Origin of the sequence: Tautonia plasticadhaerens, assembly GCF_007752535.1 — a bacterium.
Lineage (GTDB): Bacteria > Planctomycetota > Planctomycetia > Isosphaerales > Isosphaeraceae > Tautonia > Tautonia plasticadhaerens.
The window spans coordinates 3,173,606-3,199,748 of sequence record NZ_CP036426.1; the positions used below are offsets into that span (position 1 = coordinate 3,173,606).

Annotated in this window: 23 protein-coding genes, 2 tRNA genes and 4 pseudogenes; 12 read left to right on the forward strand and 17 right to left on the reverse strand. The window is 71.1% G+C overall.

Annotated features, from left to right (window positions below; all coding sequences use genetic code 11):
• Positions 1 to 222 precede the first annotated feature (222 nt).
• The gene (locus ElP_RS12475) at positions 223 to 1,176 is read left to right on the forward strand and encodes an SMP-30/gluconolactonase/LRE family protein (RefSeq protein WP_145269710.1); all 954 of its coding nucleotides are present in this window, start codon (positions 223 to 225) and stop codon (positions 1,174 to 1,176) included.
• 232 nt (positions 1,177 to 1,408) lie between these two features.
• Here ElP_RS12475 and ElP_RS12480 read toward each other — a convergent pair whose 3' ends face one another.
• The 4 genes from ElP_RS12480 to glnT form a co-directional block, all read right to left on the reverse strand.
• Positions 1,409 to 1,978, reverse strand: coding sequence for a hypothetical protein (locus ElP_RS12480; RefSeq protein ID WP_145269712.1), 570 nt, complete (start codon positions 1,976 to 1,978; stop codon positions 1,409 to 1,411).
• Between the two features lie 57 nt (positions 1,979 to 2,035).
• Positions 2,036 to 3,079: a DUF1559 family PulG-like putative transporter gene (locus ElP_RS12485; protein ID WP_145269714.1), complete on the reverse strand. Its 1,044-nt coding sequence runs from the start codon at positions 3,077 to 3,079 to the stop codon at positions 2,036 to 2,038.
• 404 nt (positions 3,080 to 3,483) lie between these two features.
• On the reverse strand, positions 3,484 to 4,710 hold the full coding sequence (solA, locus tag ElP_RS12490; RefSeq protein WP_261344419.1) for an N-methyl-L-tryptophan oxidase: 1,227 nt from the start codon (positions 4,708 to 4,710) through the stop codon (positions 3,484 to 3,486).
• Positions 4,711 to 4,759: 49 nt separating this feature from the next.
• Positions 4,760 to 6,130 (reverse strand): type III glutamate--ammonia ligase, encoded by a 1,371-nt coding sequence (glnT, locus tag ElP_RS12495; protein WP_145269716.1) that lies wholly within the window; start codon positions 6,128 to 6,130, stop codon positions 4,760 to 4,762.
• Between the two features lie 165 nt (positions 6,131 to 6,295).
• Between glnT and ElP_RS12500 the strand changes: the two genes are divergently transcribed.
• The 3 genes and pseudogenes from ElP_RS12500 (at position 6,296) to ElP_RS12510 (ending at position 9,387) form a co-directional block, all read left to right on the forward strand.
• Positions 6,296 to 7,213 (forward strand): class II glutamine amidotransferase domain-containing protein, encoded by a 918-nt coding sequence (locus tag ElP_RS12500; protein ID WP_145269718.1) that lies wholly within the window; start codon positions 6,296 to 6,298, stop codon positions 7,211 to 7,213.
• A 34-nt stretch (positions 7,214 to 7,247) separates the two neighbouring features.
• The gene (locus tag ElP_RS12505) at positions 7,248 to 7,946 is read left to right on the forward strand and encodes a GltB/FmdC/FwdC-like GXGXG domain-containing protein (RefSeq protein ID WP_231749696.1); all 699 of its coding nucleotides are present in this window, start codon (positions 7,248 to 7,250) and stop codon (positions 7,944 to 7,946) included.
• 49 nt (positions 7,947 to 7,995) lie between these two features.
• A pseudogene (locus ElP_RS12510) lies at positions 7,996 to 9,387 on the forward strand (FMN-binding glutamate synthase family protein).
• Between the two features lie 97 nt (positions 9,388 to 9,484).
• Here the strand turns inward: ElP_RS12510 and ElP_RS12515 are convergent.
• Positions 9,485 to 9,557, reverse strand: a tRNA-Phe gene (locus ElP_RS12515).
• A gap of 556 nt (positions 9,558 to 10,113) precedes the next feature.
• Here ElP_RS12515 and ElP_RS12520 point away from each other — a divergent pair.
• The 4 genes from ElP_RS12520 to ElP_RS12535 all read left to right on the forward strand — a co-directional run bounded on the left by ElP_RS12520 (position 10,114) and on the right by ElP_RS12535 (position 12,879).
• Positions 10,114 to 10,950 carry an IS5 family transposase gene (locus ElP_RS12520; RefSeq protein ID WP_197446931.1) on the forward strand — a complete coding sequence of 279 codons (837 nt, stop codon included), beginning with the start codon at positions 10,114 to 10,116 and terminating at the stop codon, positions 10,948 to 10,950.
• Positions 10,951 to 11,056: 106 nt separating this feature from the next.
• Positions 11,057 to 11,130: transfer RNA gene (locus ElP_RS12525), tRNA-Ile, on the forward strand.
• Between the two features lie 119 nt (positions 11,131 to 11,249).
• The gene (locus tag ElP_RS12530; RefSeq protein WP_145269722.1) at positions 11,250 to 12,254 is read left to right on the forward strand and encodes a site-specific integrase; all 1,005 of its coding nucleotides are present in this window, start codon (positions 11,250 to 11,252) and stop codon (positions 12,252 to 12,254) included.
• A 64-nt stretch (positions 12,255 to 12,318) separates the two neighbouring features.
• The gene (locus ElP_RS12535; RefSeq protein ID WP_145269724.1) at positions 12,319 to 12,879 is read left to right on the forward strand and encodes a transposase; all 561 of its coding nucleotides are present in this window, start codon (positions 12,319 to 12,321) and stop codon (positions 12,877 to 12,879) included.
• Here ElP_RS12535 and ElP_RS41175 read toward each other — a convergent pair.
• Positions 12,820 to 13,038 (reverse strand): annotated as a pseudogene (locus ElP_RS41175) (site-specific integrase); the annotation flags it as partial. The gene ElP_RS12535 and the pseudogene ElP_RS41175 sit on opposite strands and share 60 nt — an antisense overlap.
• Positions 13,039 to 13,102: 64 nt before the next feature.
• On the opposite strand from ElP_RS41175, the gene ElP_RS12545 reads away from it, so the two are divergent.
• Positions 13,103 to 13,513: an SOS response-associated peptidase gene (locus tag ElP_RS12545; RefSeq protein WP_145269726.1), complete on the forward strand. Its 411-nt coding sequence runs from the start codon at positions 13,103 to 13,105 to the stop codon at positions 13,511 to 13,513.
• A 13-nt stretch (positions 13,514 to 13,526) separates the two neighbouring features.
• Here the strand turns inward: ElP_RS12545 and ElP_RS12550 are convergent, their stop codons facing one another.
• From ElP_RS12550 to ElP_RS12585, 8 genes are all read right to left on the reverse strand, one after another.
• Positions 13,527 to 13,961 (reverse strand): hypothetical protein, encoded by a 435-nt coding sequence (locus tag ElP_RS12550; RefSeq protein WP_145269728.1) that lies wholly within the window; start codon positions 13,959 to 13,961, stop codon positions 13,527 to 13,529.
• Positions 13,962 to 13,997: 36 nt separating this feature from the next.
• Positions 13,998 to 14,225, reverse strand: coding sequence for a hypothetical protein (locus ElP_RS12555; RefSeq protein WP_145269730.1), 228 nt, complete (start codon positions 14,223 to 14,225; stop codon positions 13,998 to 14,000).
• 188 nt (positions 14,226 to 14,413) lie between these two features.
• Positions 14,414 to 16,867, reverse strand: a complete 2,454-nt coding sequence (locus tag ElP_RS12560; protein WP_145269732.1) for an IS701 family transposase — start codon at positions 16,865 to 16,867, stop codon at positions 14,414 to 14,416.
• A 117-nt stretch (positions 16,868 to 16,984) separates the two neighbouring features.
• On the reverse strand, positions 16,985 to 17,404 hold the full coding sequence (locus ElP_RS12565; RefSeq protein WP_145269734.1) for a hypothetical protein: 420 nt from the start codon (positions 17,402 to 17,404) through the stop codon (positions 16,985 to 16,987).
• A gap of 197 nt (positions 17,405 to 17,601) precedes the next feature.
• Positions 17,602 to 18,669, reverse strand: coding sequence for an ISAzo13 family transposase (locus tag ElP_RS12570; protein ID WP_145269736.1), 1,068 nt, complete (start codon positions 18,667 to 18,669; stop codon positions 17,602 to 17,604).
• Positions 18,651 to 18,989: a hypothetical protein gene (locus ElP_RS12575; protein WP_145269738.1), complete on the reverse strand. Its 339-nt coding sequence runs from the start codon at positions 18,987 to 18,989 to the stop codon at positions 18,651 to 18,653. Before ElP_RS12575 ends, ElP_RS12570 begins: the two co-directional genes overlap by 19 nt.
• A gap of 127 nt (positions 18,990 to 19,116) precedes the next feature.
• Positions 19,117 to 19,809, reverse strand: coding sequence for a transposase (locus ElP_RS12580; protein ID WP_145269739.1), 693 nt, complete (start codon positions 19,807 to 19,809; stop codon positions 19,117 to 19,119).
• A gap of 9 nt (positions 19,810 to 19,818) precedes the next feature.
• Entirely contained in the window at positions 19,819 to 20,253 is a 435-nt protein-coding gene (locus ElP_RS12585) for a winged helix-turn-helix domain-containing protein (RefSeq protein WP_145269741.1), read from the reverse strand.
• 185 nt (positions 20,254 to 20,438) lie between these two features.
• On the opposite strand from ElP_RS12585, the gene ElP_RS12590 reads away from it, so the two are divergent.
• Positions 20,439 to 20,786, forward strand: coding sequence for a transposase (locus ElP_RS12590; RefSeq protein WP_197446932.1), 348 nt, complete (start codon positions 20,439 to 20,441; stop codon positions 20,784 to 20,786).
• Between the two features lie 11 nt (positions 20,787 to 20,797).
• Here ElP_RS12590 and ElP_RS12595 read toward each other — a convergent pair whose 3' ends face one another.
• Positions 20,798 to 21,961: an IS256 family transposase gene (locus ElP_RS12595; protein ID WP_145269745.1), complete on the reverse strand. Its 1,164-nt coding sequence runs from the start codon at positions 21,959 to 21,961 to the stop codon at positions 20,798 to 20,800.
• A gap of 110 nt (positions 21,962 to 22,071) precedes the next feature.
• Here ElP_RS12595 and ElP_RS12600 point away from each other — a divergent pair, with 110 nt between their 5' ends.
• Complete coding sequence (locus ElP_RS12600; protein WP_145269747.1) at positions 22,072 to 22,302, forward strand: transposase; 231 nt, start codon at positions 22,072 to 22,074, stop codon at positions 22,300 to 22,302.
• Positions 22,303 to 22,677: 375 nt separating this feature from the next.
• Here the strand turns inward: ElP_RS12600 and ElP_RS37950 are convergent, their stop codons facing one another.
• A complete protein-coding gene (locus ElP_RS37950) occupies positions 22,678 to 23,202 on the reverse strand; it encodes a hypothetical protein (protein WP_197446933.1) in 525 nt (174 codons plus the stop codon).
• A gap of 263 nt (positions 23,203 to 23,465) precedes the next feature.
• Here ElP_RS37950 and ElP_RS12610 point away from each other — a divergent pair.
• A pseudogene (locus ElP_RS12610) lies at positions 23,466 to 24,545 on the forward strand (IS630 family transposase); the annotation flags it as partial.
• Positions 24,546 to 24,830: 285 nt separating this feature from the next.
• Here the strand turns inward: ElP_RS12610 and ElP_RS12615 are convergent.
• A pseudogene (locus ElP_RS12615) lies at positions 24,831 to 26,069 on the reverse strand (IS701 family transposase).
• Between the last annotated feature and the right edge of the window lie 74 nt (positions 26,070 to 26,143).

The window sequence follows — 26,143 nt, forward strand, 5'->3', positions numbered from 1 at the left end:
GGTCGATCGCCTCGGGGATCGGGCCATCGTATGAGGGCCCGGCGGCCGCCTCAAGCGTGGCCTCGCCTCGGCGTCGGCCCGATGTCTCGGCCGTCGTCCCTCGCCGCCCCGGGCCCTGCGCCCTTTTTCGTGGCGATTGATCGGATCGACGCATAGACTCTCCCCCGAAGCTCGTCGCTGCCGACGATTGCCCCCCGCTCCTCTCTCCGGAGGATCCCGACGATGCGGATCGCCCTGCTCGCTGTCGCTGCCCTCGCCCTGGCCGCCGTCTCGGCCCCGGCCGACGACCTCCCCCCCTCCGACGCCGTCGAAGCGGTGGAGGTCGTCCGCACGGGGGACTATTCCGAGGGGGTCGTCGTCGACCACGAGGGCAATCTCTACTTCTCTCACGGCCGGGTCATCACCAAGACGACCCCGGACGGCTCCGAGGTGTCGACCTGGGCCGAGACGGGCGAGCCGAACGGCCACAAGATCCTCGCCGACGGGACGCACCTCGTCTGCGACCCGGGCCGCCACGTCGTGCTCCGACTCGACGCCGGGGGCCGGGAGCTCGGGACCGCGGCCGGCGAGTCGGACGGCCAGCCCCTCGAGGCGCCCAACGACCTGACCCTCGATCCGCCCAACGGCGGCTTCTACCTGACCGACCCGGGGGCCTGGGACCCGAACAACTATGAGGGGAAGGTCCACTACGTGGATGCCGACGGCCGGGCCCGGGTCATCGCCACCGGCCTCGGCTACCCGAACGGGATCGTCCTGCGGCCCGACGGCAATGAGCTGCTCGTCGGCGAGAGCTTCCGCAACCGGATCATGGCCTACCCCGTGCTCGGCCCCGGGAGGCTGGGCGAGGGCCGGGTGTTCGTCGAGCTGCCCGAGAAGGTGCCGGGCCAGTCCGACAACCAGCCCGACGGCCTGGCGCTCGACACCCTCGGCAACCTCTACGTCGCCCACTACGGCATGGGGCAGGTCCAGGTCATCAGCCCCTCGGGCGAGGTCATCCGCCGATATCCCGGCGGCAACCTGACGACCTCCAACGTCGCCTTCGCCGGGCCGGACATGGACCAGCTCTTCGTGACCGGCGGGGAACCGGGCGCCCTCTACCGGATCGACCTGGGCGTCCGGGGCTTGACGATCCTCCCGCCCCGGTCGGGAAAACCTCGGGAGGGCTCCACCCGTTGAGGGCCATCGCATCCGGGCGGCGAGCCGGTCCGCCGTGGGGTCGATGGGACGCCCCCATCGACCGGTCGCTTCGACCTCCCCACGAGACTCGGCGACGCTCGGATGCCCGGGCGCGTCGGCCCCCGGGCCGGTCCCGGGCCGGGACCGAGGTCGGTGCCCCACCGGCCCTTGCCGCCCGCCCGGGATGCCGCCCGACGCCCGTGCGCCCCCGATGCCCGGGGGATGCCTCGGCTCAGGGGTTGACGCGGACCGTGCCGGACTCGTCGATGACGAAATTGAAGGTGTTCGAGCCCCGCTCCACCTCGACCGCGAGGCCGGACTCGGTCGGGTTGCTCAACTTCATCGGGATGAGCGAGCGGTACGTCTTGCCGCCCTTGTCGGTGAAGGTCTCCGCCGCAGGGCCCGACGACCGGCTCGCCTGGGCCGCGGCGCCGGCCTTGGCCCTCATGAAGCCGGCGGGGTCGTCCTGCGGCTTGGGCGCCGGCCGGTCGGAGATCGGCTCCTCCTCCAGGCCGGCGAGGCCGACGAGGTGATGGCCGACGATGGCGCCGTCGCCGGCCGACTCGGTCGACATGACGAACGAGCCGTCGGCCGTGATGGCCCCGACGGCGGGCGGGCCGACGGTCCCCTGCGCCTCGTCGGGCATGAAGAAGACCGTGCCGTTGGTGATCGGCTCGCCCTTGAAGGTCACCGTCCCGCGGACACGTCCCATGGTCAGGCCATTGCCCGGGGAGCAGGCCGGCAGCAGCAGGAGCAGGGCCGCCACCGCGGTCGGGCGGCCAGTTCGGCGTGTTCGGTTCATCGGGTGCCGTATCCTGGTCGGGGCGGGGCGTTGCCGCCCGGCCTCGGGGCGATGGGATCAGAACTGGTCGGCCGAGACGACCTCACCGCCGGCCTTGGAGCCCAGCGCGTTGTAGACGCGAGAGCTGATCATCTGCTTAAGGAACCGGACCGAGCCGTCGCAGAAGGCGAAGTTCGCGCCGCCGGGGTGGTAGCTCTTGAAGGCGTAGACCACGGTCTGGTTCCGCCAGCAGTGCTGGGCGCCGGTGAAGTTGTTCAGCTGGCCGAGGTCGCAGGTTGTGCCGTCGGTCGGGTCGACCATCCCGTCCTTCAGCTCGGTCCTCCAGTTGATGGGCACGACGGTCGAGGCCATCGTCGCATTGCCGTTGGACCAGAGCAGCGCGCCGTTCATGTTTGGCGAGCACTCTCCGGCGAGCAGGGTATTGCTCGTGCCGTCCCGGACGTCGGAGATCTTGATGGACTTGCCGTCGCTGCAGTCGCCGAAGATCCCCCGGAGACGGCCGTTGCAGCCCCAGTTCGGGCCGGTGCCGGGTGGGCTCTCCCCCGAGAAGAGGTCGAAGGTCAGGTTGCCGGTCTTCTGGTCCCCCCAGTTCCCGACGTAGCAGGTTGCGGCGCCGGTGTACGGCGTCCCCAGCAGGCTCCAATTGCTCCCCGCGGTCAGCCAGGACAGGTTCTCGACCAGGCCTTCGCCCACGTCGTCGGAGGGGCAGAGGTACGAGCGCACGACGGTCCGGTAGGCGGTCACCTGGGGATCCTGGAGTGCATTGGCGTTGAGCTGATTGATGTTCGGCAGGGAGAAGTTGATCGAGTTGTAGACCGGGTTCATCTCCATCCCCGGCAGGATGAACGACAGCCAGTTCCACCAGGTCCCGTTCCAGCCCGGGTCGCTGATCCCGCCGGGCGGGAAGGCCCCGACCGCGTCGTGGTAGTTGTGGCAGGCCAGGGCGATCTGCTTGAGGTTATTGGTGCACTGGGCGCGACGCGCCGCCTCTCGGGCCGATTGGACCGCGGGGAGGAGCAGGGCGATGAGCACGCCGATGATGGCGATGACCACCAGCAGCTCGATCAGCGTGAAGCCGGGACGATCACCACGGAGACGCATGGGAGCCCTCCCGAGGGAGCGGGGATGGAATCGACGCCTCTCTACGGACGGGGGCCGGCCCGAGACACCCGGGGCTCCGCCGACCGTCCTCTCACCGACACCTCGGCCGCATGGTCGATTTGGCGGCCAACCACACCGCATCTTCACCTTATCGCGGCCCCAATCCGACGCAACGGGTGACCGCATGGTCCGGCCGATTATTCCGACGGATGCCGGCGGCCCCGCGTCGAGGCGAACCCCCTCGGGCCTCGTCGAGGCGGGGGGAGGCATCCGGGACGACGCGGAGGACATGCGGATGTCCTCGGTGATCTTGGAGCGACAATTCGGGCGCTCGTGGCCCGATTTGTCGGCGATCACGGCGGATCGCCGCCCCGACGGGCGGCCCGACGCGGGGCGAGGTCGCCTCAACGATCGTGGCCGCCGGTCGGGCCGATCGCGTCGCCCCGGTGGCCCCCCGGCCGCCAGAGGTCGATGTCGATCCCGGGGATGTCGTCGAGCGCGAGGTCGGCCAGGATGCGGCCGATCAGGCACGAGAACTTGAATCCGTGGCCGCTGCACGGGCTGGCGACGATCACCCCGGGACGGCCGGGGAGCGGGCCGAGGAGGAAGTGGGCGTCGGGGGCCTCGGTGTAGAGGCAGACCTCGGACCGCAGGAGCGGGGCATCGGCCAATGACGGGAGGACGCCCCGCAGGAAGTCGCGGACGAGGTCGACATAGGAGGCGTCGACGGCGCGGTCGACGGCGTCGGGGTCGCAGTCCGGCCCCGAGTGGCGGGCGACCTTGACGCCGGTGCCCAGGAAGTCCGGCATCCCGTAGAACGCCTCGGACGGCGACGCTCCCTTGCAGATGAAGGCGGGCAGCCGGCCGATCGCGAACGGCCCGATCGGGTCCGGCCCCAGGTAGAGGACCTGCTGGCGGGTCGGCCGGAGCCGGTCGGCCAGCCCGGGCAGGAGGCGGCCCGCCCAGGGGCCGGCCGCCACGATCAGCCGGTCGGCGGTGATGCGGAGGCGGTCGGCCAGGAGGGCCGGCCGCTCGCCGTCGAGGTCGATCCGGCGGATCGGGCACCGCTCCAGCACCTCGGTCGTCCCGGCGCCGAGGCGTCGGGCCAGCTCGATCTGGGCGGCGATCGCCCTCGATGCGGAGATCAGGCCGGCGTCGGGCTCGAAGACCGCGTCGAACTCGTCCGGGACGGCGAACGACGGGTAGGCCCGGCGCACCTCCGCGCCGCGGAGGCGGCGGTGGGGTACCCCGACCTCCTCCAGGCTCGAGGCGACCCGGGCGACGTAGTCGACCCCCGGCGGGCAGAGGCTCAGGCCGCCGATCTTCACATAGAGCAACTCGCCCGCCTCGGCTTCGAGCCGCCTCCAGGCGGCGAACGCCTCGGGCATCAGCCGGGAGTAGAGCACGTCCGCGTAGGAATGGCGGATGATCCGGGCGGCGCCGTGAGAGCTGCCCCGGTCGTGCCCCGCCTCAAACTGCTCGACCAGCAGCACGGGCTCTCCCCGGCGGGCGAGGTGGTAGGCCGCAGCGGCGCCCATGGCGCCGGCGCCGAGGATGACGTTGCGGGCGTGGCGATGGTCTATGGGCGAGACATCCGGGATCGGGCGCCCGGGCGGAGGGGGGCCCGACATGAGGATCCGAGCACCTGTGCGACTCCCGAAGACTCCGACGCGCTCGCCCTCAGAGGGCCGTCAGGTAGCGCCGGATCTCCCAGCGATCGACCTGGGCGTGATAGTCCCGCCACTCGTCCCGCTTCAGTCGGAGGAACTCGTCGGCGATCGGGCCCAATGCCTCCCGGACGACCGGGTCGGCCTCGAACGCATCCAGCGCCTCGTCGAGCGACTGCGGCAGGCGGGCGATCCCTCGCGCTGCCATCTCCTCCGGGCCGGCCTCGTAGAGGTTGCCCCGATTCGGCTCGCCGGGGTCGATCGCGTTGGCGACCCCGTCGAGGCCCGCCGAGAGGTAGGCGGCCAGCGCGAGGTAGGGGTTGCACGACGCCGAGACGGTCCGGTCCTCGAAGTGGCCCGGCTCGGGCGTCCGGATCATCTGAGTCCGGTTGTTGTCGCCGTAGGAGACGAAGGCCGGGGTCCAGGTGTAGCCCGACCGGGACCCGAGCGTCGCGGCCCCCCCCTGCAGGCGCTTGTAGCAATTGACCGTCGGCGACGCGACGGCGCACAGCGCAGGCGCGTGCCGCAGGACGCCCCCCAGGAAGTGGTAGCCGAGGGCCGAGATGCCGAGGCCCCGGCGGTCGTCCTCGTCGACGAAGAGGTTCGCCCCGCTCTCGGCGTCGGCCAGGTGGAAGTGGACGTGGGCCCCCGAGCCGGTGCGATCGGGGAACGGCTTGGGCATGAAGGTCGCGACGGCGTCGAACCGCCGGGCGACCTGGCCGGCCATCATCCGGAAGAAGGTCAGGCGGTCCGCCGTGACCAGGGCGTCGGCGTACCGGAAGTTGATCTCGAACTGCGAGTTGGCGTCCTCGTGGTCGGACTGGTAGACCCCCCATCCCAGTGCCTGCAGCGTGTCGTTCATGGCCCGGAGGAAGCCGAGGGCGCCGGACAACCCGTTGTAGTCGTAGCAGGGCTTTTGGAGGTCGTCGACGCGATCCGGGTCCCAGCCGGAGATCGAGCCGTCGGCGTCTCGGGTGACGAGGAAGAACTCCGGCTCCATGCCGACGTTGAAGGAGAAGCCGAGGCCCCGGGCGCGGTCCAGGACCCGCCGGAGGTTCACGCGAGGGCAATAGGGGTGGGGCTCGCCGTCGACGAACAGCTCCGCGGCGAATCGGGCGACGCCCGGCTCGTAGGGCAGCGGGGTGTAGCTGTCGAGGTCGATCCGGGCCATCAGGTCGTGCGAATGCGGCCCCTGCCCCATGCCCCAGATCGCACCGCCCGCGAACCCGGCGCCCGACTCGAACGCGGGCACCAGGCCCGACGCCGGCACGAGCTTCACCTTGGCCGCGCCGTGGAGGTCCACGAACTGGACCAGGAGGTAGTCGATTCGGTCGGCGTCCAGCCGATCCCGGAGCGCGGCCAGCCGAGGGTCGGTTGTGTTCATCGGATCTCCCCAGGGTCGAGCGAGGCCGGCGCGGCCGACGGCCTCCGAGGACGGCGGGGAGAGGGCGACCGGAGGCGACCCGATCATGATGGCGACAGCGGGCTCGCGGTCACTATACTTGTCCCGACCGCGAGCGTTCTCGCCGGATCGGCACGAGGACCGGGCATGTGCGGGGTCATCGGCTTCATGGACAAGCTGGGCCGGGCCGACTGCCCGTCGGGCCTCGTGACGATGGCGATGCTCGACGCCCTCGGCTGCCGGGGGCCCGACAGCGCCGGCCTGGCCGTCCTCCGAGGGGACGCCGAGGGGCCGGCCGGCTGGACCGTCCGGATCTCCGGCGTCGATGCCGGGTCGGTCGCCCAGGCCCTCGACGGGCTCGGGGAGGTCGGCCGGATCCGGCTCGACGGCGAGACCGTCGTCGCCTGCATCCGGGCCGCCCCCGGCGTGACCGCCGAGCAGGTCGAGCGGGCGCTGGGCGGCCGGAGGGGAGGGCCGGAGGTGCTCTGCCTGGGCTCGGCGCTCGACCTGGTCAAGCAGGTCGGCTCGCCGGCCGGCCTCGGCGCGACCTACGGGCCGGCGGATTGGCGGGGCCCCCTGGCGATCGGCCATACCCGGATGTCGACCGAGAGCAGGATCGACCTGAGCCACTCCCAGCCGTTCTGGGCCCACGGCGTCCCCGACCTCGCCACGGCCCATAACGGCCACGTCACCAATTATCACCGGCTCCGCCGCCGCTTCGAGCGGCTCGGGACGACCTTCTACACCAACAACGACTCCGAGGTGATCGGCGTCTACCTCCGAGACCGCCTGGAGCAGGGCCGGTCGCTGCCGGAGGCGATGGCCGACTCGCTCGAGGACCTGGACGGCGCCTACAGCTATCTCGTCGCCTCTCCCGAGGGGCTGGGCGTGGTGCGCGACCGCTTCGGCTTCAAGCCCCTGATGGTGGCCGAGGCCGAGGAGTTCGTCGCGGTCGCCACCGAGGAGGTCGCCCTCCGTCGCGCCCTTCCCGGAGACTTCCGCGCGGTCGAGGCGCCCCCGGGCCGGGCGACCTTCTACCCCCTGCCCGTCGCCATCCCGGCCTGACCCCGGACCCCGCCCGCCGCCGAGGGAACGCGCCGTGAGCATCGCCGGTCACGAATCGCTGACGATCGATTGCGCCGGCCGCCCGGTCCGGGAGATCAACCGCGCCATCCGCTCGGCGATCGCCGGCGGGCAGTCCCGATTGCGGCTGCTCAACCCCGCCGCGAGGCACAACCTGGGCGTCGCCCTGCCCGAGGGGGTCCACCTCCGGGTCGACGGGCCGGCGGGCTACTACGCGGCCGGCCTGAACGACGGCGCGACGGTCGAGGTCGCCGGCGGCGTCGGCTGGGGAGCGGCCGAGAGCATGAGGGACGGCACGGTCGTCATCGACGGCGACGCCGGCAACGCGGTGGCCGCCTCGATCCGGGCCGGGACGGTCGTCGTGCGGGGGGATCCCTCCACCCGGGCCGGGATCGCCATGAAGGGCGGGCTGCTGATCATCGGCGGCGACGCCGGGCCGATGGCCGGCTTCATGATGCAGAAGGGGATCCTCGTCATCTGCGGCGACGCCGCCGACAGCATGTACGCCGGCACCGTCTACGTCGGCGGCGTCGTGGGCGCCCCGGGGTCCGACGTGGTGGAGGGGGAGATCGCCCCGGACGAGGAGGCGATGCTCCGGGAGCGGCTCGATCGCTGGGCCGTGCCCGCCCCGGCCGGCTTCCGCAAGCTCGTCTCGGGCCGAAGGCTCTGGAACTTCCAGCGGGCCGACCTGGAATTCTGGAAAGACGCGCTCTGAGCCGGATGTGCCCCGTCCTCATCGCCCGCACCCTGCGAGACCCCCGACCATGGAATCGCCTCGCGAGCCGAACCCCGCCGACGGCCATTCAGCCCTCCCGGCCGGCTCCGCCGGGGCCGACCGGTCGCCGGCGCAGCGATCGGGCACCTTCGACCCGGGGGTGATCGAGGACATCCAGATCAAGGCCTAGCTGGCCCGATACCGGATCCGCGGCTTCGGCATCCTCCGGCCGAGGACCTGGGCCACCTTCGACGACCTGACCTTCATCCCCGGCACCCTCACGCGCATCCCGCTGGAAGGCTACCGGGAGAAGTGCAGCACGAAAACGGTGCTGGGCACCCGGTTCGCGTCCCGGCCGCTGGAGCTGGACATCCCGCTGATGGTCACCGGGATGAGCTTCGGCGACCTCTCCCGCAACGCCAAGGCGGCCCTCGCCCGGGGCGCCCGCAAGGCCGGCACCTCGACCACCACCGGGGACGGCGGCATGCTCGATGTCGAGCGATCCGAGTCCCGGGCCCTCGTCTACGAGGTCCTGCCCAGCCGATACGGGATCGACATCCGACACCTCCGCCAGGCCGACGCCATCGAGCTGACGATCGGCCAGGGGGCCAAGCCCGGGACCGGCGGCCTGCTGCTCGGATCCAAGGTCTCCGACGAGATCGCCGCGATCCGGGACCTCCCCCCTGGGGTCGACCAGCGCTCCCCCTGCCGACACCCGGACTTCCTCGGCCCCGATGACATGGTCATCAAGATCGAGGAACTGCGCGAGGCGACGGACTGGCGGGTGCCGATCTTCGTCAAGATGGGGGCCTCCCGCGTCTTCGACGACGTCCGCCTGGCCGCGAAGGCCGGGGCCGACGTCGTCGTGGTCGACGGCATGGAGGGCGGCACCGCGGCCTCCCCCGAGCTGCTCCAGGAGCACACCGGCATCCCGACCCTGGCCGCCGTATGCGAGGCCCGCGCCGCCCTGGAGGACATCGGCCTCTTCGGCGAGGTCCAGCTCGTCGTCGCCGGAGGCCTCCGCCACGGCGCCGACTGCGCCAAGGCCCTGGCCCTGGGGGCCGACGCCTGCTACCTCGGCACGGCGCTGCTGATCGCCCTGAACTGCAACAAGCCGATCCACGTGGACGACTACGAGGCCATCGGCGCCGCCCCGTATGCGTGCCACCACTGCCACACCGGCCGCTGCCCCGTCGGCATCACCACCCAGGACCCCGACCTGATGGCCCGCCTGGAGGTCGAGGCGGCCTCGGACCGCGTCGCCAACTTCTTCCACGCTTTGGCGTCGGAGATCCAGATCCTCGCCCGCGCCTGCGGCAAGAGCGACGTCCACCACCTCGAACCCGAGGATCTCCGCGCCCAGACCCTGGAGGCCTCGATGATCACCGGCCTACCCCTGGCCGGCACCACCCGCGTCTTCGGCGGAGGCCCGGGCTGGTAGGGCGGACGGTCAGGCCGATGGGGGGACCGTCCTCGCCCGTGGATTTTGTACCCTATTCTGTACCAATCCGGGTCCGGCGATCGACGTAAGTCCTTAGTGGGCAGAGGCGGGATCGAACCGCCGACACCAGGATTTTCAGTCCTGTGCTCTACCAGCTGAGCTATCTGCCCTTGAAATGCAGTCGGGATGAACGATCGTATCGGGTCGCCGGGGCGGTGTCAATGGTCGAGGCTTGTTCGTCAGGGCGATTGCAACGACGGGCACGGCGACTCATTTCTTGACGGGTCGGGGCTTGCCTCCCCCGCCTCCCCCGGCCGGATGCGGCCCCCCCGTTGCCCACACCCGCCCCCCAAACCGCACCGGGCCGCGATTCGACGCCCGAGTGCCCCGGCATCCTCCACCACTCCCCGGCTTGCCGGCACCGACCTCCCTCGGCCTGATCTGCCGACGGGGGGCCGGCGGTCGGGTTCGTGACGCGGAAGGTCGCGGCGATGAAGGCCTTGCGGGCGACCGGAGTCGCCCGGTCCGCCGGGTCGATGCGAGGGTAGGTCGACGCCCGATCAGGGAAATCCGCCTCGCCGTCCGGCTCACCCCGGACTCGACGTCGTCGACTTCGGTACCGTCCTGGCAGGTCCGCGGCAGGGGAGGGCCGTCGAGATCTGACTCCTAGGGTCCGTCTGACGAATCACAAGGTGTCATCATGGTGGTCTTTTCGCGGAGGACGCCGTGCGGATCCGACGCCCCTACGAGTTGACCGACGGGCAGTACGCCCGGATCGAGGACCTGCTACCGACCAACGGCCGTCGCGGCGGCCAGTGGGATGACCACCGCACCACCCTCGATGGCATCGGTCGGATCCTCCGCACCGGGGCCCGGCGACGCGAGCCGCCCGGCCGCGACGGCAAGTGCAAGTCGGCCTACGGCCGCTTCAATCGCCGGAGCGAGGACGGGCCACTCGGCCGCGTCCGTCGCCGGCTCCACGCCCGGCCGGACCGGCTCCGGCGGCTGGACTTCGACCTGCGGTGCGTCGACGGCAGCGGCATCCGGGCCAGCCGCTCGGCGGCCGGGGCCCGGCGGCGCGTCGATGGGGAGCCGGGCGACCATGCCCTGGGCCGGTCCCGCGGCGGCTTCGGCACCAAGCCCCACCTGATCGTCGATGGCGATGGCCCGCCCCGCGCCGCGTCGATCTCGCCGGGGCAGGCCCCCGAGTCGAAGCGCCGGGAGCCGGTGCTCCAGGCCGTGCGGATCCCCCGAGCCGGACGGGGCCGGCCGAGGAGCCGCCCCAAGGCCCCGGCCGGGGGCAGGGGCCACAGCTCCCCCCGAGCCCGCCGCCACCTGCGACGCCGCCGGACCAAGGCGGTGATCCCGACCCGCAAGGACCAGCGACGGAGCCCGCGCTTCGACGAGGCGAGCGATCGCCGACGCAACGTGGTGGAGCGGTGCATCGACTGGCTCAAGGAGAGCCGGCGGATCGGGACCCGTCACGAGAAGCCGGCGGTGAGCTTCATGGGGATGGTCAAGCCGGCCATGATCCGCCGCTGCCAGCGCCTCCTCGCTTCGTGAGACAGACCCTAGGAGAGGGGCGATCCCGGGAGGAACTCGGGGACGCTGGATGGTTGACTCCCGGCGAGGCCCGGTTAGAATCGTCCCATCACAACCCGCACCATGCGGGCGCATAGCTCAGTTGGTCAGAGCGCACCCCTGATAAGGGTGAGGTCCCAGGTTCGAATCCTGGTGCGCCCATTCGCCCAAGTCCATAGCCGAACACGTCTTGCGTGTACCCCCCGGTGGTCGGCGGCGCGGCCCGAAGGCAGTCCGACGGTGGTAACACTACCACCGAGGCCCCTCGGCGAGTCGCGTCCATGCCCTCCCGATCACCCCGCATCCCGTCCTACGGGCTCCACAAGCCCACGGGCCAGACCCGCGTCCGCATCGACGGCCGGGATGTCTACCTCGGCAGGTTCGACAGCGACGAGAGCCGCGAGCGATACCGGCGCGTCGTCGCCGAGTGGCTCTCGACCGGGACCGCCCCCGAGCCGTCCCGGGGCGTCGCCCCGGGCGGAGCAGGGGGGAGGCCGCCCGGCGGCCCCACCGTCGCCGAGCTGCTGGTCCGGTTCCTCCGCCACGCCGAGGTGCACTACCGGCACGCGGACGGGACGCCCACCGGGACCACGGAGAAGTTCAAGGTGGCCCTCCGGCTGCTCCGCAGCCTGTACGCGCGGACGGCGGTCGCCGACTTCGGGCCGAAGGCGCTCAATTCCGTCCGGGCGGAGCTGCTCCGTCGGGGCCTGAGCCGCTCGACGATCAACTTCCACGTCGGGAAGGTCGTCCAGGTGTTCAAGTGGGGGGTGGCCGAGGAGCTGGTCCCCCCGGCCGTCTACCAGGCTATCGTGGCCGTCCCGGGGCTCCGGCGCGGGAGGACCGAGGCCAGGGAGACGAAGCCCGTCGGGCCCGTCCCCGAGGCGTACGTCGAGGCCGTCCTGCCCCACGTCTCCCGCCAGGTCCGGGCGATGATCGAGATCCAACGGCTTACGGGCATGAGGCCGGGCGAGGTGGTCTCGATGAGGACGGCCGACCTCGACACGTCCGGCCGCCTCTGGGTCTACCGACCTGCTCGCCACAAGACCGAGCACCACGGACGGCAGCGGGTCATCTACCTCGGGCCGAAGGCGCAGGGACTCCTCGGGCCCTGGGTCCGCACGGAGCTGGAGGCGCCCCTGTTCAGCCCGGCCGAGGCGGACGCCGAGTTCCGTTCCCGCAAGCGGGCGGCGAGGAAGAGCAAGGTGCAGCCGTCCCAGCGGGCCAGGCGGAAGGCCAGCCCGAAGCGACGGCACGGGGACCACTACAGCGTCGGAGCCTACGGCTAAGAAGTGGTTTCAAAACCCCGGACGCCCGGGGTGGTTCACGGGTTCCACCCGGAGGAACCCGATCATGGCTGCCCTGGTGACCGACGAGCTCTGGCGGGCGATCGCCCCGCACCTGCCGCCCCCTCCGCCGTCCCCCAAGGGGGGCCGTCCCCGGGTCGAGGACCGGCAGGCCCTGGCCGGCATCCTCTTCGTGCTGCGCGAGGGCCTGCGTTGGCGGTCGCCGCCGGCCGAGTCGGGCTGCGGCTCGGGCAGCACCCGCGGGCGACGGTTCGCCGAGTGGACCGCCGCGGGGGTCTGGGACAGGGCCCATGCCCACTTGCTCGCCGCGCTCGGCGAGCGGGGGCTCCTGGACCTCGAGCGATGCGCCCTCGACTCGGCCTCCACGCGGGCCGTAGAAGGGGGGCGCACACCGCAGGAAGGGGGTGTATCGGGCCGAGACGCGTGCAGCGGCTTCGTCGGAGACCTTCTGGATGGGATTGTCCTGGGCGGTGACGGCTTCGGTGCCAATCAGGTAGTCGTAGAAGGTCGAGACGGCGGCGAGGTTCCGGTTGATGGTCGTGGGGGCGAGGGGCCGGGCCAATCCCTTCGGCCCCCGGCCGGGAACCTCGCGCAAGAAGGCGAGTAGGTCCAGGGCGCGGGCGGGCGTGAAGTCCTCGATCCGGAGTTGTGCGGAGCGCAAGAACCGGAAGAGACGCTTGAGGTCATGCGCATAGGCCAGGAGGGTATTGGGCGAGCAGCCGCGAGCGCGCAGGTGGCGCAGGAACGCGGCGACGGCGGGGATCACCGTTCCGTCGTCGTCGAGCAACTCGACATGGAGCTCGCCGTCCCGTCGTTGTTTTGAGACCCTCATGCCGGCTTCCTCTCTCGGTGTACCGCCGTTCGCCGTGAATGTCCACATAACTCTGTGGAAGGCCGCGGGGAAGGGCAGGACGCCATACTACTTCCACCTCCGCGACGACCCGCCCTTTGCCTTCGCTGGCCTGTGGGAATGCTGGTCGAAGGGCCCAGAGCCGATCGACAGCGTCGCCATCATCACGACCGAGCCGAATGAACTGGTCGCCCCGGTTCACGACCGGATGCCGGTGATCCTCCGGCCCGAGGAATTCGGTCAGTGGCTCGACCCTCAGGAGCAGGAAGCGGACCTGCTCTCGCTCCTGGCACCGCTTACGGCCGGGTGGATGGATCCGTATCCGGTCGGCAAGCTCATCGGCAGCCCGAAGAACGACCGGCCGGAGTGCATCGAGCGGGCGGCCACCTGACCGGGGGCCTCGCTCAATAGCGCTGGTCGATGAGCACCGGCATCCAGGCACCGCCGGTCATGTTCTTGTAGTAATTCGTCGACGGCTCGCACACGACGAAGCAGACGGCCCAGCCCTGCTCGTCCGGGGCCAGGACCCCCCGAATCCCCTCCCGGACGAAGACCCAGGCCCCGTTGTGGGCCCAGAAGCTGGCGGCAATCTCGACCGGGACGGCCCCGAACCGCGCCCACTCCCCCGCCTGCACGCCGGAGAGGCGAGCCAGGGCGGTGCGCGGCAGCCGCCGGCTCCGCCCGTCGAAGTTGCCCCAGCGGGCGAACTGGATCGTCCCGTCGCGTCGGATCGGGATGCGAGGCCGGGGGTCGGCCAGAGCGAAGCGATACTCGGGCGGCGACTCGCCCCCGAAGGCCCGCCGCCTCAACTCCGGCCGCCCGACCAGCTCCGTGGGCACCTCGCTCCCTGCCAGGATGACGACCGGCCGCATTGCTCAGAAGACGTGCTTCCCCCGGATGTCGCACACCTCGCGATAGGTCGCCGGGTCGCTGTAGATCTCGGGCAGGGCCAGGGTCGCCGCGCTGCGCAGGGCGAAACGCCCATGCCGCGCGTTCACGGACTCCTTGAGCGCGTCGACCACGTCACAGGCCGCCGCCGGCTCGTCGAACAGCGCAAGCTGCTCCTGCCCTTCCGGCGCGAGCTGCTCGGCGAAAAGGTGCATCCGCGTGGCGGACGCGCCCGGGATATAGGCCGCCCGCAGGCAGGCGGAGTAGCCGTCATAGACAGTAGTTTCCCCGAATCACTCCACCCCATCTCCGGCGGTGCGTAGCGTCTCCCCGCTACCCGCACCGTGAGGTGGCTCGGTCGGCCCCGGATTTCCCGCCTCGAACGCCCGTCGGCGTCGGATCGCTACCCGCCGACCCCGCCGACCCCGCCGACCCCGCCGCACGACCGCCTCGAACCGTCCTCCCGCCCTTCTCCCAGCCATTCCGACAGGAGCCGCCGGATTTCCGGGCCGTGCCGTCGCAGCAGTCGTTCGACATCGAGCACGCTCGGCCGGTCCTTCTTGCGGTTCCACGGCGGCCGGAACCACCAGCCCACCTCGCCGGCCGCCTCCAGCCGGAACTGGGCCAGCCGCAGCAGGCTCATCGTCACCCACTGGGCCTGGCTCGTCCGCTCGATCGGCTTCCTCGTCCAGGCCCGGCACTGCTCCCATCCCAACCGCTGCTTTAGGTCTCGAAATCCGTCCTCCTGCCGGAAGCGGGCGGCGAACAACTCGACCATCTGAAGCCCGGTCAACTCCACGGCCGAGGTGACCAGGGCGAACCGCTTCTTGTACCCCTCGACGCAGGCGACGACCGCCTTGATGGGCACCCCATGGCCGGCCACCCGCCACCGGCCGACGACCTCCTTCCAGCGGACCCGCCGCCGCCGGCCGTAGACCAGGGCGTGCCCCTCGTGCCACGGCCCGGACCACCGGCCGCCCCGGCGGGGCGGCTCCAGCTTCTTGCCCCACTTCGGCATCGGCCCCCGCTGCCCCTCGCGGCGTCCGGTCGGCGGCGGGGCGTGCAGCCGGGCGTCGTGCCGCAGCCGGGTCAGGAACTCGATGCGGGGCGAGTCGCCCTCGGGCGTGACCAGCGGCCGGATCACGCTCTTCAGGGCGTAGCCGCCGTCGAAGACGGCCAGGTGCCGCCCGCCGGTGATCCGGGCCTGCTCCCGGATCAGTTCCACGGCCAGTTCGCACTTCGTGCGGAAGCCCACCTTCGGCCCGACGAACCCCGACCGGGCCGGCAGTTGCGACTTGCGGAAGTAGAGCCGTCCCGAGACCGGCAGGAACCAGGCGGGCCGACCGGGCTCATCGAGCAAGGCCCCGAGCACGACCCAGTTATGGGCCCGGACGGTGGCGGCCCGGTTGGGGCAGCGGGCGGTGTACTCGTGGAACGTGCAGGTTCCCCAGACGTGCTTGCCCGAGCGGTGGACCTTGGTGTCATCGACCGCCGGGGCGTGATAGCCGTGCCAGGTGCGGCCGGGGGCCTGCTCGACGAGCCGGGTCAGGCTGCGGGTGACGGCCCCGGCATCCCAGGCCCCGTACTCGGCGAAGCGTTCCATCGCCCGCCAGTCGGCCGGCCGGTCGAGGGCCAGGACCGACTGCGTGACGGTATGCTCCTCGACGTTGAGGGCCAGGCCGGTGACCCACTCGACGAAGCGGCGGTGTCCGGGCCGGTTGAAGGCCCAGGCGAAGCGGGCGAGCAGTGCTTGCCAGATCGACCAGAGCAGCGTAGCGTCGGTCATCGGGGCATCTCCTGGTGCGGGACCGGATGAGGTGGTGATCAACCCATCAAGGTCCGATCGGGAGATGCCCCGCTCAAGATGCAACAGGAGGCCGGTAGGAGTGCAGGTTTTCGGGGAAACTACTGCATAGAGGGAGTCGAAGCGATCCGAGGGCGGCACGACCGACGACCGCCCGCCCCGCGTGATGCCGTGGCGGTCCTTCCCCTTGCGATAGCAGAGCAGCAGGCTGATCCGCCCGGCCTTGAGCCGGTGGAAGCGGAACTCCTCGATCAGTCGCTCCAGGTTCCGGACCATCCAGCCGTGGATCATGTAGGGGTCGGCGGTCTCCCGCCCGAGGCTGCCACCCCGGCTGATCATCTTGTGCCTCGGCCGCTCCTCCTTGAGCGGCAGCACCGCCTCGCCATTGACCTCGTACCAGATCGCCTCGCCCACGACGGTGAGGAGACGACGGATCAATCGCCGATCCGCCCTGGCGAACTCCAGGCAGGTGCCGATGCCGACCCCGGCCAGGACGGCGGCCCGCCGCTTGCCGATCCCGCACAGCTCCGTGACGGGTAGGGTGACGAGCAGCGACTCCTCCTCGGCCGGCGTGAGCACGGCGGCGGCGCCGAACGGCTTGGCGACGTCGCAGAGCAGCTTGGCCAGCGTGCGGGTCCGCGCGATCCCCGTCGTCGTCGGCACGCCGACCCGCTCGCGGATCTGGCCTCGGACCGCCTCGGCCGTCCCTTGATAGGATCCGCCGATGGGCAGCGCCTCGAAGCCCATCTCATCGATCGAGAAGTATTCCGCCAGCGGGGACAGCGTACGGAGCTCCTCCAGCATCCGGCCGGAGACGTCGCCCAGCCAATCGAAGTCGCGCTTGAGGAACACCCCGTTCGGGCACCGGACCTTGGCCTCCCAGATCGGGTCGCCGACGGTGATGCCCGCCCGCTTCATCTCCGAGCTGCGGGCGATCACGCAGGCCCCATTGTTGCCGAGGACGCCCAGCGGGCGGCCGCGCAGGCTCGGGAACCGCACGCGCTCGGCGTTGCAGTAGAATGTGTCCGCGTCAACCCAGCCGATCGCCTCCATGAACAAAGGGATACACTGAACCCAAGGCCAGGTCAAGTCGCGGCCGACGCCACGCGTACTCGCCCCGCGACCCTGTCGAGCATCCTTCGGGTGTTCCCGGGCAAGGCGAGGCGGCTCTCACCGCGGGCCACTCATGTCGATCTGGATCGCCATGAACGACTCGGGCATGTGGCGTTGCACGGCATTGAGCGTCTTCGCGGCCCGCTGGAACCGCCGCTCGGCCCGCTCGACGGCCCGATCGCGATGGTGCCCGCGATCGTGGAAGCCGGCGTGGACCCAATCGAAGTAGGCCACCGCGGCGGCGAAGGCCAGGGCCCGCACGAGGGGCGACGGCGACGGGCCGGCCAGCTCCCCGGCGAAGGCCAGGAGGTCGGCCCTGAACGCCTTGGCGGCGTCCCGGGCGTCCTGGACTTTCCGATCGCCCGTCGCCGAGCCGACGACGCGATCGAGCATGGCCTTCTCCATCGTCTGCCGCAATCCCAGGGGCTCGACCGGCGGTGGCGCCGGCCGGGCCGTCTCGGGGGTCGTCTCGCTCATGGGTCGTCGCCTCCGTCGCCAAGGGCCTCGGTTCGGTCGGTGGAAGCCGGCCGATCGGAGGGCCCACTCGGCCAGGTCTCGGGACAGGTCGAACAGGTCGTCGAACGCCCGCTCCTCGGTCGCCTCGGCCGCTCGCCGGGCGCGGTCATGCCTCCGATCCGTTTGTCGGGCCGTCCGTCTAACCGTAAGCCTCTCGATCACCAGCCCGGCCAGCGGGCCCGAGCCGACGTAGACTGACCGGACGCGCCGACCCTCCCTACGACTCTCGTCGAAGTGGCCATCCAAGAACTACTTCCAAGTTCTCGCTGAACGCCGTCCGCCCTGGAGTTCCGTCTTCCGGGGCCGATCGTGTCGTTCCACTCCGGGCAGACTCCATGCCGCTCCAGGTCCAGCCGCCTCATCACGGCCTCGGGCACCTTCACCTTCCTCGGGTACTCCGCACGGTCCAGGCTCGCCGTCACCCCGAAGCCCCCGACGGTCGTCCCTCGGACCCAGCCCAGCATCGTCTCCAGTCTCCGCAGCGGCTGCCCCGCCCAGTTGATGCTCACCGGGCCGAAGAGCCGGGGCTCGACCGGGTTCCACTTCGACGCCCCGGTCGGGTAGTGGCAGACGGTCACGTGGAGCCCGTAGCGGTCGGCGATCCGCTCCTGAAGGGCGGCCTTCCAGAGCCGGGGCCGGTGGCCGTTGCTGCCGCCGCCGTCGGCCAGGATCAGCAGCTCGTCGGCCCCCCGGTATCGCTCCGAGCCGTGGCGTGCCCACCACGAGCCGATCGCCTCGACGGCGAAGGCCGGGGTATCCGCCGAGCTGCCGACGCAGACGTGCCCCCGGCCCGAGAGCACGTCGTAGATGCCGTAGGGGGTCGCCCGACACTCGGCATCGCTGAGGAAGTCATAGACATTGACCTCCTCGGGCTCTCGGAGCCAGGCGGCCCCGGCGTTCTTGAAGTTGCCGACCAGTTCCTTCTTCTTGCCGTCGACGCTGATGATCGGCTGTCCCAGCCCCCGGAAGATGGCGATCCACTCCTCGATGTTGCGGAACTGCCGGTCCCGCTCGGGGTGGTCCGGCCCGGTGAACCGCTTGACGTTGATCCGGGGCGAGTAGCCCTCGGCCCGCAGCAGCCGGGCCACGGTCGTCGGGCAGGCCGCGAAGCCGTGATCGGCCAGCTCCGTGCCGAGGGCGGCGAGGCTGCGGCGGACGAACTTCGCCTCGCCCATCGGGTCGCCGCCGGTCCGGGGGCCGACGAGGCTCAGGAGCGTCGGGATGATCTCGGGGACCTTTTTTCGAGGGCGGGCCGCCCCCCGCCGGGGAGGCGGACCCGGTCGGCGGGGCGGCCCTCCAGCGAGGCGGCGAGTTCTTCACGACCCCTGCGGATCGTGTCGACGTGCAGGCCGGTGATCCGGGAGACGGCCCGGTCGCCGCCATGTCCGAGCTTGGCGCTCTCGACGGCGGCGTACCAGCGGCGTTGCTGCTCGTCGAGGCGGCTGAGCAGCAGGTTCATCTGCCGGTGGAGTTCCCGGTCGGGATGGGGCCCCGGGCCGAGGCATCCGGGGCACTGGCACTGGTGGACTTCCTGCGGCTGGGGCACGGGCCGGACCTCCATGAGGCGATGTCGGACCATGCCAGCTTAACAGAGACTTGGAACTTGAACTTGGATGGCCCCGAAGAACGACCGGCCTCCGTGTTGCTTCCAGGGCATCGATTCTCTCCGAACCTCACCCGGCCGTTATTGCCTTATACGGGATTGCCTGGATAACTACTGAGCCCAGCCTTGCCAAAGAGACAAGGACTCCAACCGGAGTGGGATCCCGGCGTGGCGGATGAACGAGGCCGGCAGGTCCGGTCGCTGCCGCAAGGCCGAGAAGCAGGTTCGGTCGCTGCCGCAAGGCCGAGGACTCGTCCCACAGCCGGAGCCGGAGCTCTCGGGTGTCCTCGGGCGCATAGCTCGGCAATCGCGGGTACTCGGTGTCGCCCCACACCCCTTCGTCCGGATTCGCATCCGGGGCGTAGCCGGGGAAGTCCTCGGCCTCGATCCCCGGATGCTTGGCCTGGTACGCCTCCACCACCCTCGACCGCTTATGGATCCCGCCCCGGTCCCGGAGGATCGTCATCGGCCCCCGGGGCCGGCCCCGGGGCCGGGCCAGGAAGGAGACCGTGTCCTCCCCGTGGGCGTTGGCGTCGTCCGGCAGCAACCGGAAGACGAGGTTGGGCCGCCGGAGCGCCGGGCTGACGGCCACGGCGCCGATCGCCGAGATCCGGCCCTTGCGATGCCACGCCCCCTGGATCGGGGCCTTTCCCCCGGGGGCGTAGGTGCGGCGGGCCACCGGCTCGAGCGGGGACCCCGACCCGTCGAGGAAGGCGAGTCGGGCCTTCCGCTGCTCGGCCCGCTCGACGATCCGGCGCAGCACCTCGGCCCTTCAGCGGGCGATCCCCTCCTCGTTGCGCTGCTTGGCCCGCCTCTGCGGCCTCTGGCCGGCCCGGTTCAGCCGCCGTCGGATGAGCTTGCGGGCGTGCTCGACGTGGTAGGTGACGCCGAAGCGGCGGCGGATGACCTCGGCGACCCGCTGGGCACTCCACGGGTCGTTGGGCCAGCCGTGGGCCCTGGCCCCCCGCGGCAGCAAGTCCTCGAGCTCCCGGAGCCGCTCGTCGGAGGGCCGGGGCGTCGGGCCGGGATGCGGCCTGGCGGCCAGGGCCTCGGGGGAGTCCTTGGCCATGCCGAGCCGGCGATACAACGAGGTACGGCAGACGCCGAGGATGCGAGCGATGACGGTGGGGGACTCGCCCTGCTGCATCAGTTCGACGGCTCGGCGACGGCGGCGTTCCAGTTCGCCTGCGGTCCCGATGGGCCTCATACCGGTACTACGCCGCAAACCGCCCAGGTGTTTCTTTGGCCAGGATGGAGTCAATAACTTCGTGGCATTCGCCCCTAGCCCGGATGTTGCATGCCCGGGCCGCACTTTGAATTGTGCGGTGGCCTTACTCCTCGTAGGGTTTGGGTTCGCACGATCCGAACCCCTCCATGTGCAAGGCCTCCGCCATGACAGGCTGTACCGCCGAGACTCTCCTCTTCGCCAGCCTCGGGCGCAAGTCCGTCGTCGCCGACTTCCGCGGCGGCCGGCTCACCACCGACGCCGGCGCCCTGCTGCTCCGCGAGCTCGAACGCCGCCTGGGCCTCCTCGACGCCCTCGATCGGGGAATCTCCGACCCGCGGCTGCCGGAGTTGATCGTCCACGAGCAGCGCGCCCTGCTCGCCCAACGAATCGTCGCCATCGCCTGCGACTATGAGGACCTCAACGAATACACCACCCTCCGCGACGACCCGGTGCTTCTATTGGCGGCCGGGCGGCCGATCGTGCAACCCCCTTTCTGTAAATTCCCGGCCTGAAGGCGGACAGGTCACCCCGGTCCCGTCGCCAAACGTCTCCCCCCTGTCTCCCAGCCCTCGCTGATCCCCATCGCCACCGCACTGACCAGCCGCAGGACTGATCCCTCGTTCGGGGACAACCCCGCCACCTGCGTCCGCCGGCTCACCTCCTCGTTCAGCCGCTCCGGCATGTCGCTCGTCCGCAGCCGCCGCCGGCGGCCCGGCGGCAGCGTCAAGATGGTCAGCCCCTCCGGCACGTCCTGCTCCGGCCACTCGGCCGGCTTCGGGGCCACGGCCCGGCACCTCCTCGCCGCCAGGCCCAGTCGCCGCTCGGCCTCGCCGCGATCCGGGGCGTCGAAGACCGCCCGCGGGCCGGCGGCGACCTCCGGCGGCAGCGACGGCCTCGGCACGTAGGCCGGGGCGTCCTCCGCCGGGGGGGACTGGCCCCGCCGCCGCGGCACGCCGGTCAGCCGGGCGGCCAGGGCCTGCTCCCGGCCGGCGTGGGCGTCGCCGGCGGGCATCTCGACCCCGTGCGGCCCACGGGCCTGCAGCGAGGCCGGGAAGCCCCGCCAGTGGACCTCCGCCTCCGCCATCGAGACGCCGACCCCGGGGATCGACCGCCGGCCCCCGGGATCGATGCCGATGGCCGTCAGCACCGCACACGAGACGATCGAGCCGCCGAGGCGGACCTCCTCGCCGCGGGCATCCGGGATCGGGTACGGCGCCTCCCCCGGCGGGCGGCCCCGCCACCCCTCCGGTCCCTCGTCGAGGGCCCCGGCGGCCCGGCTGACCTGACTGCCGGTGACCTCCGACCCGCGGGGCCGCTCGGCGATGGCGGCCCCCTTGCCGGTCGAGACGCCCGGCCCGTCCCTCTCGGCGACGGCCGGCTTCGACGCCCGCTCGCTGCGGACGCCCCTCTCCAACGCCGAGGCATAGGAGTCGAGGCCTCGGGCCTGCGGCACCCGGACGGCGATCGGCCCCATCGGGGTGTGCCGCGTCTCGGGCTTGGAGCCGTTGGCGGAGCCCTTGCGTGCCTCGGATCGCCGGTGGGGGGCGGCCCCGAGGGCCTGGGTCCGCTCCCGCTCCATGAGCTCGTCGCGCAGGACGCCGATGGCCTGGGCCAGGCCGTCGGAGCCATGCTCGGCCAGCAGTTCCATGACCTCGTCGATGGCGGCAGGTTGATCCTGGTGGGTCATCGGCGGCGGTCTCCCTGGGGTCGGTCGGCACTTTCCGGGGGGACCGGCGGTGACCCGCCGCTTCAAGCCGAGCCCTCGCCCAGGCGGGCGGGGGATTTCCAGAAACCAGGATGCACTATCGGGCGGCCCCCGAGGCCGATTTGCCGCTGACCTCGCCAGCAACCCTCTGCCTGCTGGAGGACCGCATCGACCGCGCCACGCTGGTCCGCATCGCCGCCGCGCTGGTCGACCAGTTCATCGCCGCCCACCCCGAGCCTCCTGAGTACCTGATCCTCGACTTCGACTCCACCGACGATCCGGTCCACGGCCATCAAGAGGGCCGGTTCGTTCATGGGGACTGAGCTCGACTGATGCAGATTCCCTGGAGCTATGCCGCTGGCACCAACGCGTAGAACAGGACGTCCTGTAACGGTCGGGGGAGTTCTTCGATGGCCGTCGCTCCCCCGGCCTGGGGGAAAACCCCACTCCCGCCACAGCCAGCGAGGCACCGCCGTCAGCCCATCCGAGAACCTCACGCCGGACTTGCCCAGCCAACGCACCCCGCCCTCCCGCTCCGACTCGGGCAGGGCCTGATACGGCAGGGCCACCGCTGTCTACAGCCCGAACAGGCACGGCGCCGTCCGCAGGACCGTCCGTCGACACCGGCCCCGGGTCGACTCCAATCCGAGATGGCGGCGGGCCTCTTGGGGTGTGGTCTCCAGGTTCCAGCGGCCGGTCTAGGCGGTGACCATCGCCGTCGAATCCATACCCGGATCGGTGCTGAAGAAGTATTCGTCGCGATGGGTTCCAGTCCGGTCGCGGACGAACACCCAGGCGATCGGCACCGGCCCCTCGCCTGTCTCGTACCAGTGCCCCGTGCCGCCGGCGAGCCCGACCTCCCGCCGCCCGCCGCCGTACCATGCGACCGCCCCGGCACGCGACTCGGCCGACGCCGTCGCCCGGCTGGGCTTGGGGAGCCGGATGCCCTTGACCGGCAGCCGGCCGTTGCACTTGTACGTCGGGGGCTGCTCAAACAGGTTCGCCTCGGGGTGCAGCTTGCGGACCCTCGCCAGTCGGGCCCGATGACGGTGGACGAACCGGGCCAGTTCGTGGGCGCCGGAGCCGGCGTCGCCGACGAAGCCGAAGCTCCGGTCCGGGGACCATAGGAGCATCACCCGCAGGGACGGGGCCATGATTTGCGCCGGCGTGCGGTGCGGGCGGCGGCGGAGCCGGTCATCCTCCTCGGAGCGGTCCAGGTCCACGAGTCCCGGCAGGTCCCGGGGTCGGGTGGCCCAGGGGAAGCGGACCAGGACGGCCGGGACGACCCACTCGTGGCCGTACTGCCAGGCGGTGTCGCCGTGGCTGGGGCGGACCGGGTCGCGGTGACGGGCCTTGCCATAGGCCTTGCGACCGGGGTGGCTCTCGACCGTGTCATTGCCGACTAGTGTCCTGAGTCGGAAATCCGTTGAATAACCTTGCGCCCTCGCCGTTCGCCCGGTAGAGTCTCCCCAAAGGAGACCCCAACATGGCGCGACCGTTGGCCGAGCTGGTCCTGAGCGACGACGAGCGGCAGACGTTGACGACCTGGGCGAGCCGCCCCAAGAGCACCCTGCGGCGCGCCACCCGCGCCCGCATCGTCCCGGCCTGCGCCGAGGGGCTGGAGAACGAGGCGGTCGCCGCCAGGCCCCGCGTCTGCTCGGCCACCGTTGGCACCCGGCGGCGGCGGTTCGTCGAGCGACGCCTGGAGGGGCTGGCCGACGAGCCCCGCCCCGGCGCGCCGCGCACGATCGCCGACGCCGACGTCGAGCGGGTCGTCACCGGGACGCTGGAGACCAAGCCCGAGTCGGCCACGCACTGGAGTACCCGCGGCATGGCCGAGGCCGCCGGCATGTCCCAGACGGCCGTCGGGCGGATCTGGCGCTCGTTCGGGCTGAAGCCGCACCTCCGCGAGACCTCCAAGCTCTCGACCGACCCGTTCTTCGTCGCGAAGGTCCGCGACGTCGTCGGGCTGTACATGAGCCCGCCGGAGCGGGCGATCGCCCTGTGCGTCGACGAGAAGAGCCAGGTCCAGGCCCTGGGCCGGACCCAGCCGCTGCTGCCGATGACGCCGGGGCAGGCCGGGCGGCCTACCCACGACTACGTCCGCAACGGGACCACATCGCTGTTCGCGGCCCTGGACGTGGCTACCGGCGAGGTGATCGGTCGGTGCCACCGGAGGCACCGCGCGAAGGGGTTCCTGCGGTTCCTGGACGAGGTCCACGCCCGCGTCCCGCGCGAGCCGGGCGTGGAGGTCCACCTGGTGCTGGACCACTACGCGACCCACGAGACGCCGGCGGTGGAGCGATGGTTCCTGCGGCCCCCTGAGTACCACCCGCACTTCACTCCGACCCGCAGCTCTTGGCTGAACCCGGTCGGGCGGTTCTTCGCGGAGATCACCGAGACGCGGATCCGACGCGGCGTGTTCCGCAGCGTGGCGGCGTTGGAGGCGGCGATCCGAGGGTACCTGGAGCACCACAACGCGGACCCCAAGCCGTTCGTGTGGGCCGCAGACGCCGGCCTGATCCCCAACCGCATCAAGCGGGTTTGTAAACGGACTTCCGACTCGGGACAATCGTCGGGCACGAGCGTCAGGACCAGCCGGCAGGTGCCGCAGGCCGTCTGCATGGCCGACCACGAGGCCGAGGAGAGGACGCGTCGAGACGTTGTGACATGCCCGGCGGCCATCGGCGCGGCGATCCGCATCAGGTTGGCGACGGTGCGACGGCCGGTGACCAAGATCGCAGCCCCCATCAGCGGCGCGAAGCGCGTGAAGGTCGGCTGTGAGAAGGCGGGGGCGAGCGCCTGGGGCGACGGCAGGGCTTCGGGTGGTAGGAACTGGCGTTTTGCAACTTCAAGTTATGCGCAGCTGTGCCACGACATGCTCGAAGGGGAGCCCTCGCTCGGTGACCTGCTCGATCGCCCAGGAGAGCGTCGTGCGCAGGGCCTCCTTCACCATCGCTCGACAGGCTTCGCCGATGGTCATCAGCCGATGGAACGCCCACTCCTTCGCACGGCCCTGCTTCAACTGACCCATGAGCAGGCTGTACGCCAGCATGACCGGGTACATGTGCCGGGTCTGGCCCTAGTGATCACGTAGCTGACAGTCGCCCAGTCCGAGTTGCTGCTCGCCGTCCCGATGGGAGGTCTCCGTGCCCGTCCAGCGATGCCGGTACACCCGCACGATCCGACTCACCTCCCAGGTGATCCGGTTGGTGACCAGGAGCTTGATCGGCTCCGGGTCCTGGCGATACCGCCAGAGGATCACGACCCGCACCTTGTGGTTCACCTCCGGGATATGCAGCGTCACGGTGAAGTACCACTGCCGCCGATCCCTGATCCGCAACCCCTTCCGATCCTCCGGCGGGATCGAGGCCGCCAGTTCGCTGACCTTGATGACCTTGCCCTTCCACTGCACCTTGCGGTTGCTCTTCAGGTCGCCGACGTAGCCCCGGGGCCGCCCGAACCGATCCGCCTTGCCGTGGATGTGGTTGAGGACCTTGACGCTGGTGAAGTAGCAGTCCATCGTGAAGTCGCCGGGGATGTCCCGCTCACACACCCAGTCGATCAACTCGCGGCAAAGGGCGGTATGGCTGCGGAACGGCTCACCGATGGCCTGACAGACCCCCTCCTTGCGGACGGGGCGGAACTCCGGGGGATAGTGCTTGCCGCTGGTGCAGACGCAGTTGATGAACAGGTAGTCCTGGGCGACCTTGTAGCGATCCTCGGCATGGTCCCGGTACCAGCCGGCGTCGGGGATCAACATCCCGTCCCGGTCGATCAGGGTATTGTCGATCGGGATGACGCCCTGGTCGCTGTAGCGGGTGGAGGGGTCCTTCTGGAGTTGCTCCAACCGCCGCTCGTTGAGGTCCTGGACGTCCCAGGGGGCCTCGGTGAGGAAGCGATTGAGGCAGGATTGGTCGGTGGTCCGGGCGAACTCGCCATGGATGCCCAGGACGGCCTTGCGCTCGGCGACGATCAGTCCGGTGAGGTACTCGGCGAAGTGACGCCGCTGGCACCGGTTCTCGAAGAGGTCGCCGTAGTGCCCCAGGGCGTCCTGGATGAGCCTGGGATACTCGACGATGCCCGGCATGATCGCATGCTCCGCAGTCCAACTGCGCCGGAGCGAAACGGGGGCGGAAGGGACCGATTTCCCCTATTTTACCG